The organism is Bradyrhizobium sp. STM 3566, assembly GCF_045571445.1.
Lineage (GTDB): Bacteria > Pseudomonadota > Alphaproteobacteria > Rhizobiales > Xanthobacteraceae > Bradyrhizobium > Bradyrhizobium vignae.
The window spans coordinates 4,343,947-4,361,400 of the sequence record NZ_CP120692.1; the positions used below are offsets into that span (position 1 = coordinate 4,343,947).

Here is a 17,454-nt window from a genome sequence, read left to right on the forward strand (position 1 = left end):
CGTGGTCGCTTTGACAAATCCTATTGACCTGCATTTTATAGGATTCAAGTCTGAGATAATGCACCATAGATGTGCGAAAATGCTGGATCAAGGCGCTATCGACTGGGACGACTTCCGCTTCGTGCTGGCCATCGTGCGGGGCGGCTCGGTGTCGGCTGCGGCAAAACAGCTCGGGGTCGATCATGCCACGGTGATCCGGCGCGTCGACCGGCTGGAGAAGCACCTCTCCGCCAAGCTGTTTGATCGGCGCAAGACCGGCTACCTCCTCACCGAGGCCGGTCAGCGCGTCGCCGACAGCGCGGAAGCCATGGAATCGACCATCGTCGCCAACCAGGAGCAGGTCGGCGGCTCCGTGGCGCGGCTGACCGGCACGGTGCGGATCGGCGCCCCTGATGGCTTCGGCACCGCCTTCCTCGCGCCGCGGCTGGCACCGTTCGCCGACCGGTATCCCGATCTCGATCTGCAACTTGTGGCCACCGCGCGGTTATTCAGTCTCTCCAAGCGCGAGGCCGATATCGCCATCAGCCTGACCATGCCGAAGGAAGGCCGCATCGTCGGCCGCAAGCTGCTCGACTACCGCCTCGGGCTCTATGCCGCCCCCGCCTATCTCGACCGCTTCCCTGAGATCATCTCCCGGCAGGATTTGGTGCAGCACCGCTTCGTCGGTTACATCGAGGAACTCTTGTTCACGCCGGAGCTCGACTATCTGCCGCAGGTGTCGCCGCGAATCTCCGCGCGCTTTCGCAGCGCCAATCTGATTGCTCAGCTCAACGCCACGCTCTCGGGCTTCGGCATCGCCGTGCTGCCGCATTTCATGGCGAGCGATTATCCGCAGCTCAGGGGCGTGCTGCCGGAGGAGATCTCGATCACCCGCACGTTCTGGATGCTGATGCACGCCGACAGCAAGGACCTCGCGCGGATCAGGGCCGTGGCGGATTACATCTCGGAGATTGTCGAGCGCGAACGGACGCTGTTTGCGGGAAGGTGAGTAGGAGAGCGATGAGACACGCGAACGCGCGACTCATAGCGTGCCCACCCCCCCTTCTGCTGACATCGTGGAGAGACGGTGGGCACGGCGCAAGTGCCTCTGCGCGCCCTACGGCATCCCGCTAACCCTGCTTCGCCTTCTTCGCGGCAGTCGCCTTCGGCTCGCGCTTTGCGCCATCGAGCGCGCTGTCCCGGCCCGCCTTCAGCACCTCGTCGGACAGTTCGCTGGAGCCGGCAATGCGCGCCAGCAGCACGGTGCCGGCCATCGTGGCCAGCGTCGCGATGGCCTGCTTACGGGCGGCCTTGCGCGGCATGTTCGGGATGTAGTCGGTCATCATCTCGATCATCTCGTCGAGCTTGCCGGCGAAGGCCTTGCGCGTCTTTGGGCTCTCGCGGGCAATCTCGGCGCCAAGCGAGGGGATCGAGCAGCCATGGCCGGGATTGTCGCGGTGCAGCGTTGAGAGGTAGCTCTCCGCAATCAGCGCCAGCCGCTTTTCAGGAGCGGCCTCGCCCGCGAGCTTGCGCCAGTGCTCCATCGAGCGGTCCATGGCATAGCCAAAGGCCTCGATCACCAGCGCCTCCCGGGAATCGAAATGCGCGTAGAAGCCGCCATGGGTCAGGCCCGCCTCCTTCATGAGGTCGGCGACGCCGATGCCGTGGGCGCCCTTCTCGCGCAGCCGCACGGAGGCCTTCTTCACGATCCGATCGTGGGTTTCCTGCTTGTGTTCCCGGGAATAGCGCATGCGGATCTCATTGAATGTCGGAGATCATCTCATAACACGAAAGCCACCCGAACGGTGCATTAATTCATGTTTAGTTGTTGCCGATCATGGAGAAGGTTGCAGTTGCATGCACCGCGAGGGCTCCCTTACCGTCGCGGACGAAGCCTTCAGTGTAGCTGGTCTGGCGGCCCAGCTTGACGATCTTGCCTTCGGCCGAGATCAGCCCGGATCGAACCGACAGTGGGCGCAAGTAGGTCAGCTTTAAATCGAGGGTCACCGAGCTTTGCCCGGCCTCGAGCCGGGTCGAGAGTGCACATCCCATGGCCGTATCGAGCAGCGCCGCTGCGGTCGCGCCGTGGAGCAGACCGATGGTGTTTTCGAGATCCTCGCGCGGCTCCAGTTCCATGACGATCCGGCTCGGCTCGACCACGGCCATGGTGAACCCGATCAGTTTCGCGAAGGGCGGCGGCGGCAGACGACCGTCGCGAATCCCCAGCATCGCGTCCATGCCCGACAGCCCCATGACAACTCTCGCAACCGGCGCAGGCACCTGCCAATTCACCACGCGCTCGCGCCGCTGGGCCGGTGAAAACAGGTCGAGTTGATCGATGTTCGCCATGGCTACCCCTTTGTATGATATATATCATACTATGCAACGGATTTCGCGTTAGCAACTCCGCCCTACCGCCCGCTTGACAAACCGGTCGTTTGGGCTCGGAAGTGATCCCGACCAGGGCAGCTTGCGCGTCCACGAAAGCCTTTCGAGATACCACGATGGAAATGCTCAACCACCACTGCGGCGTGACGCGCGATGCGCGTGGCGTCGTCCATGTCGCAATCTGCAACGCCGGCTCGCTGAACATTCTCGGCTCGCCGGTGATCGACGCCGTGCGCGAAGGCCTCCAGCAGCTCAGCTCCGACCGCAGCATCCGCGTCGTGGTGCTGCGCGGCGAGAGCGAGAAGAGCATGATCGGGGGGGCGGATATCAAGGAGATGGCGAAGCTCGGCCAGAAATCGGCCGAGGCCTTCATCAGCCGCCTGCGCGATCTCTGCGAGGCGGTCCGCCAGTTCCCTGCCCCGGTCATCGCGCGCATGCCCGGCTGGTGCCTCGGTGGCGGGCTCGAAGTGGCGGCGGCCTGCGACGTCCGGATCGCTGCACATGATGCGCATTTCGGCATGCCCGAGGTGCGCGTCGGCATTCCCTCGGTAATCCATGCGGCGCTCTTGCCCCGCCTGATCGGCTGGGCCCGCGCGCGGTGGCTGGTGATGACGGCGGAGAACATCGATGCTCCGACCGCGCTGGCCTGGGGCCTGGTCGACAAGGTCGCCGCGCCCGGCGAGCTGGATGCCGAGGTGGAGCATGTCGTGAAGGCGCTGCTCGCCTGCGGCCCTGAGGCGCTGCGCTCGCAGAAGGCACTGCTGCGGCAGTGGGAAGAACTGCCGCTGACGGAATCGGTGAATCTGAGCGTGAAGGTGTTCGGCGAATCGTTCTTGACGGACGAGCCGACGCGGCTGATGCAGGCCTTCGTGAACCGGAAGCGGTAGCCTTGGTCCTGGAGTGAAGAGGCTCCCTCCAAGCTAGAGGTGTCATGCCCCCGGCTTGACGGGGCGTCCAGTACGCCGCGGCGTCTCGGCTTAACACGATGGCCTCTGGAGTACTGGATTGCCCGCCTTCGCGGGCAATGACAGCGGAGTGTGAGGCGACGGCTACGCTCATGCCGAAGCGCCGGCGTCGATACGCTTCTCAAATCGCACGACCAAATCTCATCCGGACCACGACATTTTCTCATCCTTCGCGCGATTGCAATTTTTGCGCCGCATCATATGATGACCGTAATCCTACCTCGCCATCGCCAGGGAGTTCCATCATGGCCGAAGCCGCCGATCCCGTCGTCATCGTCTCCGCCGCACGCACCCCGCTCGGTCGCTTCATGGGCGAACTGTCACCGCTTCCTGCGCACAAGCTCGGATCGCACGTGATTGGGGCGGCGCTGGAGCGTGCCAAGCTCGCGCCCGAGAAGGTCGACGAGGTCTTCATGGGCTGCGTCCTGCCGGCCGGACAAGGCCAGGCGCCGGCGCGGCAGGCGGCACGCAGCGCCGGTCTCCCCGATGCCACTGGCGCCACCACGGTCAACAAGGTCTGCGGCTCCGGCATGAAGGCGACCATGCTGGCGCACGACATCATCCGTGCGGGATCGGCCGACATCGTCGTCTCCGGCGGCATGGAGAGCATGAGCAACGCGCCCTATCTGCTGGCCAAGGCGCGCGGCGGCTATCGCGTCGGCCACGACCGTATCATCGACCACATGATGATGGACGGCCTCGAGGACGCCTATGAGACCGGCCGTTCCATGGGCGATTTCGGCGAGGCGACCGCGGAGGCCTATCAGTTCACCCGCAAGGATCAGGACGCTTACGCAATGGAAACGCTGAGCCGCGCGCGCAAGGCGGTCGAGGGCGGCGCGTTCAAGGCCGAGATCGCGCCGGTCACGCTCACCGAGAAAGCGGGTCCCCGCGTGATCGCCAATGACGAGCATCCGCTCAAGGTCGATCCCGCCAAGATCCCCGGCCTGAAGCCGGCGTTCCGCGCCAACGGCACCATCACGCCGGCCGCCTCGTCCGCCAATGCCGACGGCGCTGCCGCGCTGGTGCTGACGAAACGGTCGCTGGCCGATCGCAACGGTCTGCCTGTTCTCGCAGAGATCAAGGGCCACGCCACCCACAGTCAGGAGCCGCAATGGTTCACGACGGCGCCGATCCCGGCGATCCGCAAGCTGCTGGACAAGGTCGGCTGGGCTGCCTCCGATGTCGACCTGTTCGAGATCAACGAGGCCTTCGCGGTGGTGGCGATGGCAGCGCAGCGCGATCTCGGCATTCCCCGCGACAAGCTCAACATCAACGGCGGCGCGTGCGCGCTCGGCCATCCCATCGGCGCGACCGGCGCGCGGCTGATCGTGACGCTGCTGCACGCGCTCGAGGCGCAGAACCTCAAGCGCGGTATCGCCGCGCTCTGCATCGGCGGTGGTGAAGCGACAGCGATCGCGGTGGAGCGGCTGGCGCACTAGGACCGATGTCCGAAATTAAGGGAAGTCTGTCATTTCAGACTTCCCTTCTTTATGCCAGATTGGAAGCATGACGCGGATCCGGCATGGACCGCCAACAACAATGAGGCCCAATGATCTCGAACTGGCTCGCGGCAGCATTGTCCCGCCGCAACATCCACTACGGCTGGGTGATGGTCGGCGTGACCTTCCTCGCCGCGCTCATCAGCGCCGGCACGGTCGGGGCGCCCGGCGTGTTCATCGTTCCCCTGCAGAAGGAGTTCGGCTGGAGCACGGCGGAGATCTCCTCCGCGCTGTCGATCCGCTTCATCCTGTTCGGGCTGATGGCGCCGTTCGCGGCCGCCCTGCTCAACCGCTACGGCCTGCGCAATGTCACGCTGGCCGCCCAGTTGATCGTGGTCTCGGCACTCGTGCTCTCACTCGGCATGACTGAGGTCTGGCAGCTCATCGCCCTGTGGGGCGTGGTGATCGGGATCGGCACGGGCATGACCGCGCTGGTGCTCGGCGCGACCATTGCCACGCGCTGGTTTGCAGCAAGGCGCGGTCTTGTCGTCGGCATCATGACGGCGAGCGTCGCCACCGGCCAGCTCGTGTTCCTGCCGCTGCTGGCAAGCCTGACCGAACGGTTCGGCTGGCGGCTCGCGCTCGGCTTCGTCTGCGTCATGCTCGGCGTGTCCGCGCTCGCAGTGCTGCTCGCGATGCGCGACCGGCCGAGCGACGTCGGTCTGCGCCCGTTCGGTGACGACGGCACCGAGCCCCTGCCCGCCCCGCCCGCGAGCCACGGCTCGATCACGGCCGTAGCGCTCGGCACGCTGCGCGACGCCTCGAAGTCGACGGCGTTCTGGATCCTGTTTGCAACCTTCTTCGTCTGCGGCGCCTCGACCAATGGATTGGTGCAGGTGCACCTGATTCCGATGTGCCTCGATTTCGGCATCCCGCAGGTGCAGGCGGCGAGCCTGCTGGCCGCGATGGGCATCTTCGACTTCTTCGGCACGATCATGTCGGGCTGGCTGTCGGACCGCTACGACAATCGCTGGCTGCTGTTCTGGTACTACGGTCTGCGCGGGCTCTCGCTGGTCTTCCTGCCGTTCAGCGATTTCTCGTTCTACGGTCTCTCCGTCTTCGCGATGTTTTATGGTCTCGACTGGATCGCCACGGTGCCGCCGACGGTGCGCCTCACCGCGCAAAAGTTCGGCCCCGAGCGCGCCAATCTGGTGTTCGGCTGGATCTTCGCCGGCCATCAGCTCGGTGCCGGCACGGCCGCGTTCGGCGCCGGTTTCTCGCGGACGGTCTACCAGAGCTACCTGCCCGCGTTCTTCATCGCCGGCGCGCTCTGCGTGTTCGCGGCCCTGATCGTGCTGGCGCTGTCACGGCAGCCGAAACTGCAGCCGGCGGCGGCTTAGTACCTGATCGTGGTGGTGACGCCGAACACCGCGGCGTCACCGATCCGCAAGACTGCGGTTGCACCAGTCGCCCGCACTTTACGGTCATGTCGGCCGCAAAGCCCGCTTACAGCATCAAGATGCCCAAGCTGCATTGGAAAGAGCGACTTCCAGCTCGAACCACATTCCCGTTAGACTCCCCGGCCAAAACGTGAACAATACCTCCGCACGTCACGTGCGCAGTGCACATCAAGATGCGCCAGAGGAAACAAATGCCGGCTGCCTTCCTGTCCTCCGATCCCATCATCCCGACCGCTGCTTTGACCTCCGAGATACGCGATGCGTTGCGCGCGATCGTCGGCGGGAAGGGTTTTATCGAGGACGAACACGGCATGCAGCCGTTCGTGATGGACTGGCGGGGATTGCTGGTCGGCGGTGCCGGCGCCGTCGTTCGTCCTGCCAGCACCGAGGAAGTGTCGAAGGTGGTCCGGCTCTGTCATGAGCACGGCATCGCGATCGTGCCGCAAGGTGGCAACACCGGCCTGATGGGCGGGGCGACGCCCTGGCCTGCGCACACCGGCATCGTGTTGTCGCTCGGTCGGATGAACCGCGTGCTTGACGTCGATCCCGTCGGCTATTCGATGACGGTCGAGGCCGGCTGTGTGCTGCAGACGCTTCAGGAAACAGCAAGCCAATACGACAGGTTCCTGCCACTCAGTCTCGGCGCCCAGGGTTCGTGCATGATCGGCGGCAACCTCTCGACCAACGCCGGCGGCGTGCAGGTGCTGCGCTATGGCAATGCCCGCAACCTCGTGCTGGGGCTCGAGGTCGTCCTGCCGAGCGGGCAGGTCTGGGACGGATTGCGCGCGCTCAAGAAGGACAACACCGGCTACGACCTCAAGCACCTGTTCATGGGCGCCGAAGGCACGCTGGGCATCATCACCAAGGCGGTGCTCAAGCTATGGCCGGCACCGAAGGACGTCTGCACCGCATGGCTGGCGATCCGGGATCCACGCGCGGCGCTGGAGATCCTGTCCGAAGCGCACAGCGCGTCCGAGGACAATGTCGGTTCATGCGAGCTGATGAGCCGTAGCGCGATCGATATGGTGCTGCGCCACATCCCCGGCACCCAGGATCCGCTGAAGGCGGAGACGCCATGGTATCTCCTGCTCGAATGGTCGTCGGCACGCCCACGCCGGGACGGGACCGAGGGCATGGCCGAGAAGCTGGAGCAGTTTCTCGCCGACCAGCTCGAGGCTGGCCGGGTGCTCGATGCCGCGATCGCTCAGACGGTCGGCAAGTCGCGCAACATGTGGCGGATCCGGGAGGGTGTCGCCGAGGCCTCGCGGGCCGAAGGACCTGGGCTGAGCTACGACGTCTCGGTGGCGATCTCCCGGATACCGGAGTTCATCGACAAGGGCACCAAGGCCGTGCTCGACATTCTCCCGAGTATCAGGCCCTACCCGCTCGGACACATCGGCGACGGCAATCTGCATTTCTCGTTCATGGGGCCGGTGGGCATGGATCAGCAGACGCTGGCTCAATACAAGGGCGCCATCACGCGGGCCGTCAACGATCTCATCACCTCGATGGGCGGCTCGATCTCGGCGGAGCACGGCATCGGCATCGACAAGCTCGACGAGCTCAGCCACTATCGCTCGAAGACCGAGCTCGACATCATGCGCACCATCAAGCGGGCGCTCGATCCGCAGAACATCATGAATCCCGGCAAGGTGCTGCGGCTGTGATCCATGCTACGTGGGCGGGTCGCGAAGATGTTGCGACCCGTCCATCGTCTTATCGAGAGTGGGGTCCGCTGTCCTCAAGCCATCGAACCGCCGCGCGGGTTGACGATCGTATACCCTTGCAATGAACGCGCATGGATTCGCGTCGCGTGCCCGCCCGAGTTGGCGTCATAGGCCAGCCAGACGTCGCCTCCGAGGTGCTGCTCGAGGACGAAAACGTGACCGCGTCGCGCAGCAACCATTCCTGGTGCGGGCGATGTCCGCGGAAAGCGCAGCCAGTTGGACGCAAGATTCAATTCCGGCACGATACGACCGAACACGCGCAGAGCCGCGCCGCAGCCGCAGAAAGAGGAAGGGCAGCCGGCTGGACGGCCACCGACAATGCGAGCGCTGGAGACACCGGAGACGGCCGCCGGCGCAACGCTGCCCCCGGCATCAGTCACCGTCAGTTGCGTCGAGCGGTAGGCTTGCAGTGAGGACCTGGAAATCAGCGAAGATCGAGAAGCTAGTGAGGACGTGGAAGTTGAGGACGCGGAAGCCCGCTCGCGTCGCGTCTGCGAATAGGAGAAGTCGCAGGGCATGGTGACATTGCATTCAGGAGCTTGATGAACGCGATATGGCCGCGCTTCCGAAGCGACAGAACCTAAGACAACGAAGAAGCACGCAGAAAATACTCGCTTGAACATTGCAGGACTCCAAATGAGAGACCCTGCCCCGGACAGCGAGGAACCAATAACAGTTTGGCTGAAATGGGGCCTAAAGAGCGGCTGAAAATGCTTGCGCGACGCGGTGCCGCGATCATCGGCGTCTACACGTAGTGACCGACATGATTCAAACGCATTGCGCGAATGCACGTCCCGCGCGAAAAACCTGCTGCATGCAGTCGAGTCCCGGCTCGCATTTTGGAGCGTTGCGGAGCCACTTGCTTGGCCAATATCCGGTTCGTCCCCGATGACAATGCGGCTATGCCTGCAGCAGCGGCATTAAGGGAAGATCCGCTCCTAACGCGCAGGCGCGTGCGGAATCTCCCATTGCTGAAGACGGTCGATTGACGCCTGCCGCTCGTGCTCGGCTAGCCATATCGTGAGAAGAACCAGCGCGCCGGCGAGAGCGCCGATGCCGAAATACAGGTTTCTCATACGCGTTGAATGCAGGACGCCGGACAAGGTTCCTATCAGCGCTCCTCTTCCCTGTACTGCTCCTGTACTGCTCCTGTACTGCTCCTGTACTGCTCCTGTATTGTCCGGATAGCCAGAACTCGCTGCCACTCACTGCAGCATCGCGGCCGCGATCTTCTCAGCCGACATCAGGACCGGGAAGTTGGTGTTGGCGCATGGCACCACCGGGAAGATCGAGGCGTCGACGACGCGCAGGCCCTGCACGCCCTTGACGCGGCCTTGATTGTCGACCACCGCCATCGGATCGTCGGCGCGGCCCATGCGGCACGAGCACGAGGCGTGCCACACGCCGATCGTCGCCTTGCGCACGAAGGCTTCCAGCGCCTCGTCGTCGTGCATCACCTGATCGAAGGTGAAGCCTTCCACCACGAAATTGTCGATCATGTAGTGACGCAGCGCCGCCGGACCGTCCATCAGCGCCGCGGCGATCGTGGTGAGTATCCTGTTCCTGGTGTTGACCACGCCGATCTTGCGGACGCGATCGGTATAGGCGGCCGGGAACGGCTTGTCCGTGACCTTCCTGACGACTTCGCTCATCTGCACCGCCGCCATCTTGCGGAAGCCGCTCATGAGGCGATCGAGGTCGCGCCGGTCGGACAGCAGGTTGAACTCGACGATCGGCTCTGCCGAGGGATCGCGCGAGGCAAGCTTGACCTGTCCAGTCTCGGAATAGGTCTTGTTGACGAAGGTCAAGAGCGAGCCGATCTGCGCGCCGACGGCGTGCCAGGCCGATTTGCTGATGACGACGACGAACATGTCGCCCTTGGGCACCCCTGGCAGCCCGGAGGAGTAACGCAGGCCGAGCTGCATGTGGCGCCTGGTGTGCTCGTTCATGCGCGCGCCGCGGCGGACAAAGGACGACAGCGAGATCGAGGGATGATCCATCAGGCGCTGGCCGACGCCCGGCAAGCCCATCAGCACGGGAATCCCTAAGTCCTTGAGGTGACCGACCGGGCCGATACCGGCGCGGAGCAGATGTGCCGGCGAATGGATGGCGCCGCTGGAGAGAATGATCTCGCGTCCGCGGAATTCCTGCTCGCTTCCGTCGACCATTGCCTTGACGCCGACGCAGCGCGTGCCGTCGAACAACAGCTCCCGCACTTGCGTGTTGGTGGAGATCGTGAGGTTCGTGCGCTTGCGGGTGTCGCGATCCAGATAGCCCATGGCGGCCGAGACGCGCTGCTCGGCCTGGTTGGAATGCGTCACCGGGAAAAAGCCGTCGACGAACTCGCCATTCTGATCGGCCACGAATTGATGCCCTGCCTGCTGGAAGGCTTGCGCGAACGCCTCCGAATGCTGCGTCCAGTGCTCCCGCGGGATGCGGCGGACCGGGATCCGGCCGTCCTTGCCGTGATATGGCCCGTCGAAATCGAGGTCGCGCTCGACCTTCTTGAAGAAGGGCAGCACGTCATTCCAGCTCCAGCCCTCGGCGCCCCGCGCCTCCCATTCGTCGTAATCGGTCGGCGCGCCGCGATTGGCCATCTGGCCGTTGATCGACGAGCCGCCGCCCAGCACGCGCGCCTGTTCATATTTGCGTAGCGGCGGACGCGATTCGTTCGGATTGTTGTGGCTGACGACCTGCGTCGTGACCTTCAGCTCGGTCCAATGGAAGCGCGGATCGAAATAGGCCGTGCCGGGATAGCTGTCCCTGATCTCGGCCGGCTCGTTGCCAGGTGGCGTGTCCTGCCCGGCCTCGCACAGCAGGACCTTGTTGGCGCTTCTAGCGGAAAGCCGGTGGGCCAGCACGGACCCCGCCGAGCCGCCGCCCACGATGATGAAGTCGTACACGATTGGCGCTTCCTGTTGTTCGTGTCCGGCAGCAATCCGCCATCCTGAGGTGCGAGGCATGGGACGCAACGCGTCCCATGGAGAGCCTCGAAGGATGCACGGCCCCGATGCAGCCGGCCCGTCGTCCTTCGAGGGCCGCTGAAGAAGCGACCACCCCAGGATGACGGCGATAGAGGCGTCATGACCGTCATCGCAGAGGGTTTCTGGATTACTTCGTCACAGCAGTTCCTCGCAAGAACGTTTGAGAGTTCTACGGCCTGATTGAAAAGTTCTCCGGCGGCCCTGCTTTTCGCAGCGGCTCGGCGAGGCGTACGAACTCGCACAACAGCGACCGCGTCTTCCTGGGATCGATGATCTCCTCGACCCAGAATTTTTCGGCCGAGCGGAACGGCGAGCGGAGCTTGTTGAGGCGCTCTTCGATCTCCTTCAGCTTCGCCGCCTTGTCTTCCGCCGAGTCGATGTCGGCGCGGTAGGCGGCTTCGATGCCGCCCTCGAGCGGAAGCGAGCCCCAATAGGCCGACGGCCAGGCATAGCGGATCGAGAAGCGGTCGGCGGGCTGATGCACCACGCCGGCAACGCCGAAGGCGTTGCGCAGGATCACGGTGCACCAGGGCACGGTGGTCTGGTTGACCGCGGCCATGGCGCGGACGCCGTGGCGGATGGTGGCCGCCTTCTCGGCGTCGAGGCCGATCATGAAGCCTGGGCAATCCATGAGATAGACGACCGGCAAATGGAAGGTCTCGGCGAAATCGACCCAGCGCACCACTTTCTGGCAGGCATCCGCGGTCCAGGAGCCGCCGTAGTGGAAACTGTCGCTGGCGAGCAGCAGCACCGCCCTGCCCTCGAGCCGCGCGAGGCCCACGATAACGGGCTTGCCGAAATTCTTGCCGACCTCGAAGAACGATCCCTTGTCGACGACGGACTCGATGATGGGGCGCATCTTGTAGACCTGCTTGCGGTTGCGCGGCACCGCATTCATCAGCGCCTCGTCGCTTCGCTCCGGATCGTCGGTGCAGGGCAAGGTCGGCGGCAGCTCGTAGACCGACGACGGCAGATAGGAGAGGAAACGGCGCGCGCAGGCGAACGCCTCCTCTTCCGTATCGACGGCATGATCGACCGCGCCGGCGCGGGTTTGGATCTCCGCGCCGCCGAGCTCCTCCTTGGTCAGATCCTGCCCCAGCGCCTTCACCACCGGCGGGCCCGCAACGAACATCGCGGACTTCCGCGTCATGATGGAGTAATGGCTGGCGGCAAGGCGCGCGGCACCTAAGCCCGCCACCGAGCCGAGGCCGAGCGCGACCACCGGCACCCGCGACAGATTTTCCGTCGTGAAGCGATACCAGCGCGTGCCGCCGATGCCGCCGGGCAGGTTCGCAGCGCCCTTGGTCTCGATGGTCCTGACCGAGCCGCCGCCGCCGGAGCCCTCGATGATGCGGATGATGGGCAGGCGGAAGTCATGCGCCATCTCCTCCGCCATCAACGGCTTCGCCGAGATCGACGCATCGGCCGAGCCGCCGCGCACGGTGAAATCGTCGCCCACCACGACCACGGTGCGGCCGTCGACGCGCGCGCGGCCGAACACGCAGTTCGCAGGCGTCAGCTTCTTCAGATCGCCGCTGGAATCGTACTCACCGATGCCGGCGACGGCACCGATCTCGTGGAAGCTGCCTTTGTCGATCAGCTTGTCAATACGCTCCCGAACAGTCAGCCGGCCCTGGTCATGCTGTCGCTTGACCTTGTCAACGCCGCCCATCTCCCGCGCGAAGGCTTCGCGCCGGGCGAGCTCGTCGAGTTCCGGCTTCCAGTTCATTCACTCCCTCCGAATTGATCGGCTTGTTGTTGTTGTGCACGGCCATGGCGACCGGCTTACGCGAGATACGGTTGTTGAAGGCGTTGCCCTCCGCGCCTTCCATCAGGCTGCCGAGCGAGCGGCCAAGCTCGAGCATCAGCGGAGCGACTTCGTCATGCAGACGCTGCTCGTCATACATCGCCGACAGCAGGCCGATCGTGATGACCACGAAGGTCTGGTATTGCGGCGACCAGATCGGCACCGCGAGGCCGTTGATGTGCGGGCTCCAAAGGCCGCAGGCCACGACATAGCCGCGCTCGCGCAGCGACTGCCGGTTGGCCTCCATGCGGGGTTTGAGAATCTTGGCAGCCTCGGGGGCTTCCCGCTCCATGTCTGCGACGAAGGCATCGCCGACTTCCGGCGCCAGGGCCGCGGTGTAGGCCGCGCCTGCGGCGGTCGACGCCATCGAGATGCGGCTACCGGTGCCCTCGTGCAGGCCGAGCGCGCTCGCCGAGCGCGCGAACAGGAGATAGACGAGATGGAAGCGATCGGGCACGACGAAGCCGACGGTGCCCGGCAGCTGCTCGGCCACTTCCTGGAGCCGTTGCCGGATCATGCTGCGCAGTTGCGCGCCCTTCATCATCGAGGCGCTCATCGCCACCGCGCTGGGGCCGATGCGATATTTCTGATCGCGCGGCAGATACACCAGCTGGCCCATGCGGGTCAGCGTGTGCGTGAGCCGCGATACCGTCGAGCGCGGCAAACCGCAGCGGTTCGAAATCTCGAGATTGCCGAGCCTCGCCTCGTGGCCCTCGAAGCATCGCAACACATCGAACGCGCGCGACACCACCTGGATGACATCACCCTCACCGGCATCACCAGCGAGCGCACCTTGCCTGCTCAACCGCTCCGAACGTCGTCCCATGATCCCTACCGTCTGTTTCGCTCTGCGGAATTAAATTCCACTTGCAGACGACGCTACCTCAGGCATTTTGCGACGACAACAAAAAGGCGATGGCATGCCAGAAATTAAGATCGTCACCGAGGTCGCGGGACGCATCTGCGCAACTCCCGTGCAAGTTGGAGGAACCGTCGCAGATGGCGATGACGTTGTGGTCGTCGAAGCGATGAAGATGGAGATCCCGGTGCTTTCGCCGGCGAACGGCACGATCACATCGCTTCTGGTGAAGCTCGACGACGTCGTCGCCGAGGGACAGGCGATCGCGATCGTCACGAGTTGAGTGTTTTATCCGGTCGTTTCCGCGACAATCTGTCAGCCGCATTCCCGCATGCACGTTACGGCGTTGCCATCGCGAATGCCCGGTGACATGATCTGCTCAAACAAAATTTTGTTTCAAACAAAGAAAGAAAATCTTCGCGACGAACGCGGGGATCATCGGAGGGAAACATGCTTCGTGGGCTGCTCGTGCTCGCGCCTGCCTTGGTGGCGGGCTTTTCTTTTGCGTCTACACGCTATGCGTTGGCCGAAGACATCAAGCTGCCGGCGACATTGACGTTCACTGCCTATGACACCGGCACCGCCGGCTTCAACATCGCGGTCGGCGTCGGCAAGATGATGAAGGACAAGTACGGCACCGACGTGCGCGTGCTCCCCGCCGGCAACGACGTGGCGCGTCTCGCGCCGCTGCGCGCCAGGCGCGCAGCTTCCGCGGCCATGGGATCGGGCACTTACTTCGCGCAGGAAGGCGTGTTCGAGTTCGGCTCGAAGGAATGGGGCCCGCAGCCGCTCCAGATCCTGCTCTCGACCGTCGACTGCAATTGCGGTTCGCTTGCGGTGGCCGCCGACACCGGCGTGAAGGAGCTGAAGGACCTCAAGGGCAAGCGCGTCGGCTTCGTGGTCGGCTCGCCCGCGCTGAACCAGAATTCACTCGCGGTGCTCGCCTTTGCAGGGTTGACGCAGAAGGACGTCAAGGCCGTCGAGTTCGCAAGCTATGGGGCGATGTGGAAAGGGTTGATCAACAACGACGTCGATGCCGCCTTCGGCACCACCATCACCGGCCCCGCCAAGGAGGCCGAGACCTCGCCGCGCGGATTGATCTGGCCGCCGCTGCCGGCCAACGACAAGGAAGGCTGGGCACGGATGCAGAAGGTCGGCTCGTTCTTCTTTCCGCAGCTTGCGACCTGCGGCGCCGGCATCTCGCCGGAGAAGCCGGTCGAGCTCGGCAACTACCCCTACCCGATCTTCGTCGCCTATGCCTCGCAACCAATCGACCAGGTCTACGCCATCTCCAAGGCGATGATCGTCAATTACGACGCCTACAAGGATTCCGCGCCCGGCGCCGGCGGGCTCGCGGCCGATCGCCAGACCAAGAACTGGGTGGTGCCGGTGCATCCCGGCGCCGTGAAGGCGCTGAAGGAGGCCGGGCAATGGAGCGACGCGCAGGAGGCGCACAACAACAAGCTGTTCAAGCGCCAGGAGGTGCTCGCCGCGGCGTGGACGGAGTACGGCAAGTCCAATCCACCCTCAGACGACAAGGCGTTCCTCGACGGCTGGATGAAGGCGCGCGCCGCCGCGCTGGCCAAAGCCGGCATGCCGAACGGGTTCGAGGAATAGAAGGTGGCGTTACCGGACTCGATCGCTGTCACGCGAGAGGTGCACTCCCTCTCCCGCTTGCGGGAGAGGTCGAGGAGCGCGCGGCGCTATCGATTCAACAACTCGCCATTCACGTAATCAGCAATGGCCAGTCCACGCGCGGGGTCGCTCATGTCCTCTTCCACTTCCTCCGCCTCTCAAGACGAGGCCAAGCGGGTCGTGTTCGACGATCCGCATGGCGCCGCCGGCAACATGCAGGAGGCGGAGGTGACGCGCGTGCGCACACTTCGCGGCGGCTGGCGCTGGGCGCTGGTGGCAGCAACCGCGGCGACGATCCTGCTCTGCATCAACCAGCAATTCTCGCTGCGCTTCTTCGTCGACTACACCCAGCTCAACACGGAGTATTTCTATCTCCTGATCGCGCTTATGCTGCCGTTCACGTTCCTCATCTTTCCGGGCACCGAACGGGCGCCGCTCGACCGGATCCCCTGGTATGACCTCGTCCTGTTCGTCGCGACCTTCGCGGCGTCCCTCATGCTGATGTCGAACGTGCGCAAGGCGGCGGAGGCCGGCTGGGAATTCGGCGGTGCGCCCAACACCGTGATTGCGGCAGGTCTCGTGATGTGGGTGTTGCTGATGGAGGCGCTGCGCCGCACTGGCGGCTGGAGCCTGCTGCTGAGCGTGCTGCCCTTCACCGTCTATCCGCTGTTCGCCGAGGCTGGCTGGCTCGGGCCGTTCCGCGGCACGCAGTCGACGCTCGAGCAGGCGACCGCCTATCACGTGCTCTCGGGCGAGAGCCTGCTCGGCATTCCCATCCAGGCTTTTGCCGACACCGTGATCGGCTTCCTGGTGTTCGGCACCGCGCTGATGATGACCGGGGCCGGCAAATTCTTCATCAATCTGGCCTTTGCACTGTGCGGCACCTTCCGCGGCGGCGCCGCCAAGGTCTGCATCTTCGCCAGCGGCCTGCTCGGCATGATGTCCGGCTCGATCATCTCCAACGTGCTCACCGCCGGCACCATGACCATCCCCGTGATGAAGAAGAGCGGCTTCCGTGCCTCCTATGCCGGCGCGATCGAGGCCTGCGCCTCGACCGGCGCGGTGCTGGCGCCGCCGGTGATGGGCGCCACCGCTTTCGTGATCGCGCAGTTTCTCAACGTCAGCTACGCCGACGTCGCGGTCGCAGCGATCATTCCGGCCGCGCTCTATTATGTCGGGCTGTTCATGCAGGTCGACGCCTATGCCGCGCGCCACAAGCTGAAGGGCATTCCGCGCGCCGAGCTGCCGCGGATCATGGATACGATCAAGGACGGCTGGTACTACGTCTTCGTCATCGCGCTCCTCATCGTGATGCTGCTCTACTTCAAGCGCGAGAGCCACGCGCCGTTCTACGCGACCGCGCTGCTGCTGGTGCTCAACCAACTCTTCTCCAAGGACACGCGCTGGACGTTGGCGACCATCGGTAAATTCCTGGAGGTCAACGGGCGCACCTTCGTCGAGCTGGTCGGCATCCTCGCCGGCTGCGGTCTCCTGATCGGCGCCTTCTCGATGACCGGCGTGGTGTCGAGCCTCGCCAACGACCTGCTGCACATCGCGGGCGACAACGCCTTCCTGCTGCTCGGCATGTGCGCCCTCACCAGCCTCATCCTCGGCCTCGGGCTGACGACGACGGCCTGCTACATCTTCCTCGCCATCCTGGTCGCGCCCGCCTTGGAGAAACTCGGGCTGAACCGCATGGCCGTGCACATGTTCATCTTCTACTGGGGCATGCTGTCCTCGATCACGCCGCCGGTTGCGATCGCCTCCTTCGCGGCCGCAGGCATCGCCGGTTCGCCAGCCATGAAGACGGGCTGGGAATCGATGTGGGTCGGCAGCATCATCTATTTCCTGCCGTTCTTCTTCGTGCTCAATCCAGCGCTGGTGCTGCAGGGGCCGAGCCCCTATCTGGCCGGCCTCGGCCTGATGGGCCTCGCCGCCTTCGGCACGCTGTTCATCTGCGGCGGGATCCAGGGCTACCAGCCCTTCGTCGGGGACCTGCGCGCCGCCGGCGCGCTGGAATGGCCAATCCGCCTGCTGCTCGTGATCGGCGGCTTCGTGGTGGCGACCCCCGGCGGCGGGATCATGCCGCTGTCACAGTGGCAGGTCACGCTTCTCGGGCTTGCGATACTCGCACCCACGATTCTGATCACCCTGTTGCTGGTGCGGCGGCAGTCGCCCTTGCCGAACGGGTTGCGCGTGCCCTGATTG

Annotated in this window: 14 protein-coding genes; 8 read left to right on the forward strand and 6 right to left on the reverse strand. The window is 64.5% G+C overall.

Going from position 1 to position 17,454, the window contains the following annotated elements:
• The first annotated feature begins 79 nt into the window (after positions 1-79).
• The gene (locus tag P6U27_RS21035) at positions 80-988 is read left to right on the forward strand and encodes a LysR family transcriptional regulator (protein WP_122403717.1); all 909 of its coding nucleotides are present in this window, start codon (positions 80-82) and stop codon (positions 986-988) included.
• Between the two features lie 121 nt (positions 989-1,109).
• Here P6U27_RS21035 and P6U27_RS21040 read toward each other — a convergent pair whose 3' ends face one another.
• Together P6U27_RS21040 and P6U27_RS21045 are read right to left on the reverse strand one after the other, a co-directional pair.
• Entirely contained in the window at positions 1,110-1,730 is a 621-nt protein-coding gene (locus P6U27_RS21040) for a TetR/AcrR family transcriptional regulator (RefSeq protein WP_122403718.1), read from the reverse strand.
• Positions 1,731-1,800: 70 nt separating this feature from the next.
• A complete protein-coding gene (locus tag P6U27_RS21045; RefSeq protein ID WP_407192483.1) occupies positions 1,801-2,328 on the reverse strand; it encodes a PaaI family thioesterase in 528 nt (175 codons plus the stop codon).
• A gap of 155 nt (positions 2,329-2,483) precedes the next feature.
• On the opposite strand from P6U27_RS21045, the gene P6U27_RS21050 reads away from it, so the two are divergent.
• The 4 genes from P6U27_RS21050 to P6U27_RS21065 all read left to right on the forward strand — a co-directional run bounded on the left by P6U27_RS21050 (position 2,484) and on the right by P6U27_RS21065 (position 7,901).
• Positions 2,484-3,254: an enoyl-CoA hydratase gene (locus tag P6U27_RS21050; RefSeq protein WP_407192484.1), complete on the forward strand. Its 771-nt coding sequence runs from the start codon at positions 2,484-2,486 to the stop codon at positions 3,252-3,254.
• Between the two features lie 323 nt (positions 3,255-3,577).
• On the forward strand, positions 3,578-4,774 hold the full coding sequence (locus P6U27_RS21055; protein ID WP_407192485.1) for an acetyl-CoA C-acyltransferase: 1,197 nt from the start codon (positions 3,578-3,580) through the stop codon (positions 4,772-4,774).
• 110 nt (positions 4,775-4,884) lie between these two features.
• A complete protein-coding gene (locus tag P6U27_RS21060; protein WP_407192486.1) occupies positions 4,885-6,174 on the forward strand; it encodes an MFS transporter in 1,290 nt (429 codons plus the stop codon).
• 251 nt (positions 6,175-6,425) lie between these two features.
• Positions 6,426-7,901: an FAD-binding oxidoreductase gene (locus P6U27_RS21065; RefSeq protein ID WP_407192487.1), complete on the forward strand. Its 1,476-nt coding sequence runs from the start codon at positions 6,426-6,428 to the stop codon at positions 7,899-7,901.
• A gap of 74 nt (positions 7,902-7,975) precedes the next feature.
• Here the strand turns inward: P6U27_RS21065 and P6U27_RS21070 are convergent, their stop codons facing one another.
• From P6U27_RS21070 to P6U27_RS21085, 4 genes are all read right to left on the reverse strand, one after another.
• The gene (locus tag P6U27_RS21070; RefSeq protein WP_407192488.1) at positions 7,976-8,584 is read right to left on the reverse strand and encodes a hypothetical protein; all 609 of its coding nucleotides are present in this window, start codon (positions 8,582-8,584) and stop codon (positions 7,976-7,978) included.
• A 582-nt stretch (positions 8,585-9,166) separates the two neighbouring features.
• Entirely contained in the window at positions 9,167-10,864 is a 1,698-nt protein-coding gene (locus P6U27_RS21075; protein ID WP_407192489.1) for a GMC family oxidoreductase, read from the reverse strand.
• 250 nt (positions 10,865-11,114) lie between these two features.
• Positions 11,115-12,674 (reverse strand): acyl-CoA carboxylase subunit beta, encoded by a 1,560-nt coding sequence (locus P6U27_RS21080; protein WP_407192490.1) that lies wholly within the window; start codon positions 12,672-12,674, stop codon positions 11,115-11,117.
• Positions 12,604-13,578 (reverse strand): IclR family transcriptional regulator, encoded by a 975-nt coding sequence (locus P6U27_RS21085; protein WP_407192491.1) that lies wholly within the window; start codon positions 13,576-13,578, stop codon positions 12,604-12,606. Before P6U27_RS21085 ends, P6U27_RS21080 begins: the two co-directional genes overlap by 71 nt.
• Before the next feature lie 94 nt (positions 13,579-13,672).
• Between P6U27_RS21085 and P6U27_RS21090 the strand changes: the two genes are divergently transcribed.
• From P6U27_RS21090 to P6U27_RS21100, 3 genes are all read left to right on the forward strand, one after another.
• The gene (locus tag P6U27_RS21090) at positions 13,673-13,894 is read left to right on the forward strand and encodes a biotin/lipoyl-containing protein (protein WP_122403728.1); all 222 of its coding nucleotides are present in this window, start codon (positions 13,673-13,675) and stop codon (positions 13,892-13,894) included.
• A 167-nt stretch (positions 13,895-14,061) separates the two neighbouring features.
• The gene (locus P6U27_RS21095; protein ID WP_407192492.1) at positions 14,062-15,228 is read left to right on the forward strand and encodes a TAXI family TRAP transporter solute-binding subunit; all 1,167 of its coding nucleotides are present in this window, start codon (positions 14,062-14,064) and stop codon (positions 15,226-15,228) included.
• A 150-nt stretch (positions 15,229-15,378) separates the two neighbouring features.
• Positions 15,379-17,451, forward strand: coding sequence for a TRAP transporter permease (locus P6U27_RS21100; protein WP_407192493.1), 2,073 nt, complete (start codon positions 15,379-15,381; stop codon positions 17,449-17,451).
• Positions 17,452-17,454 lie beyond the last annotated feature (3 nt).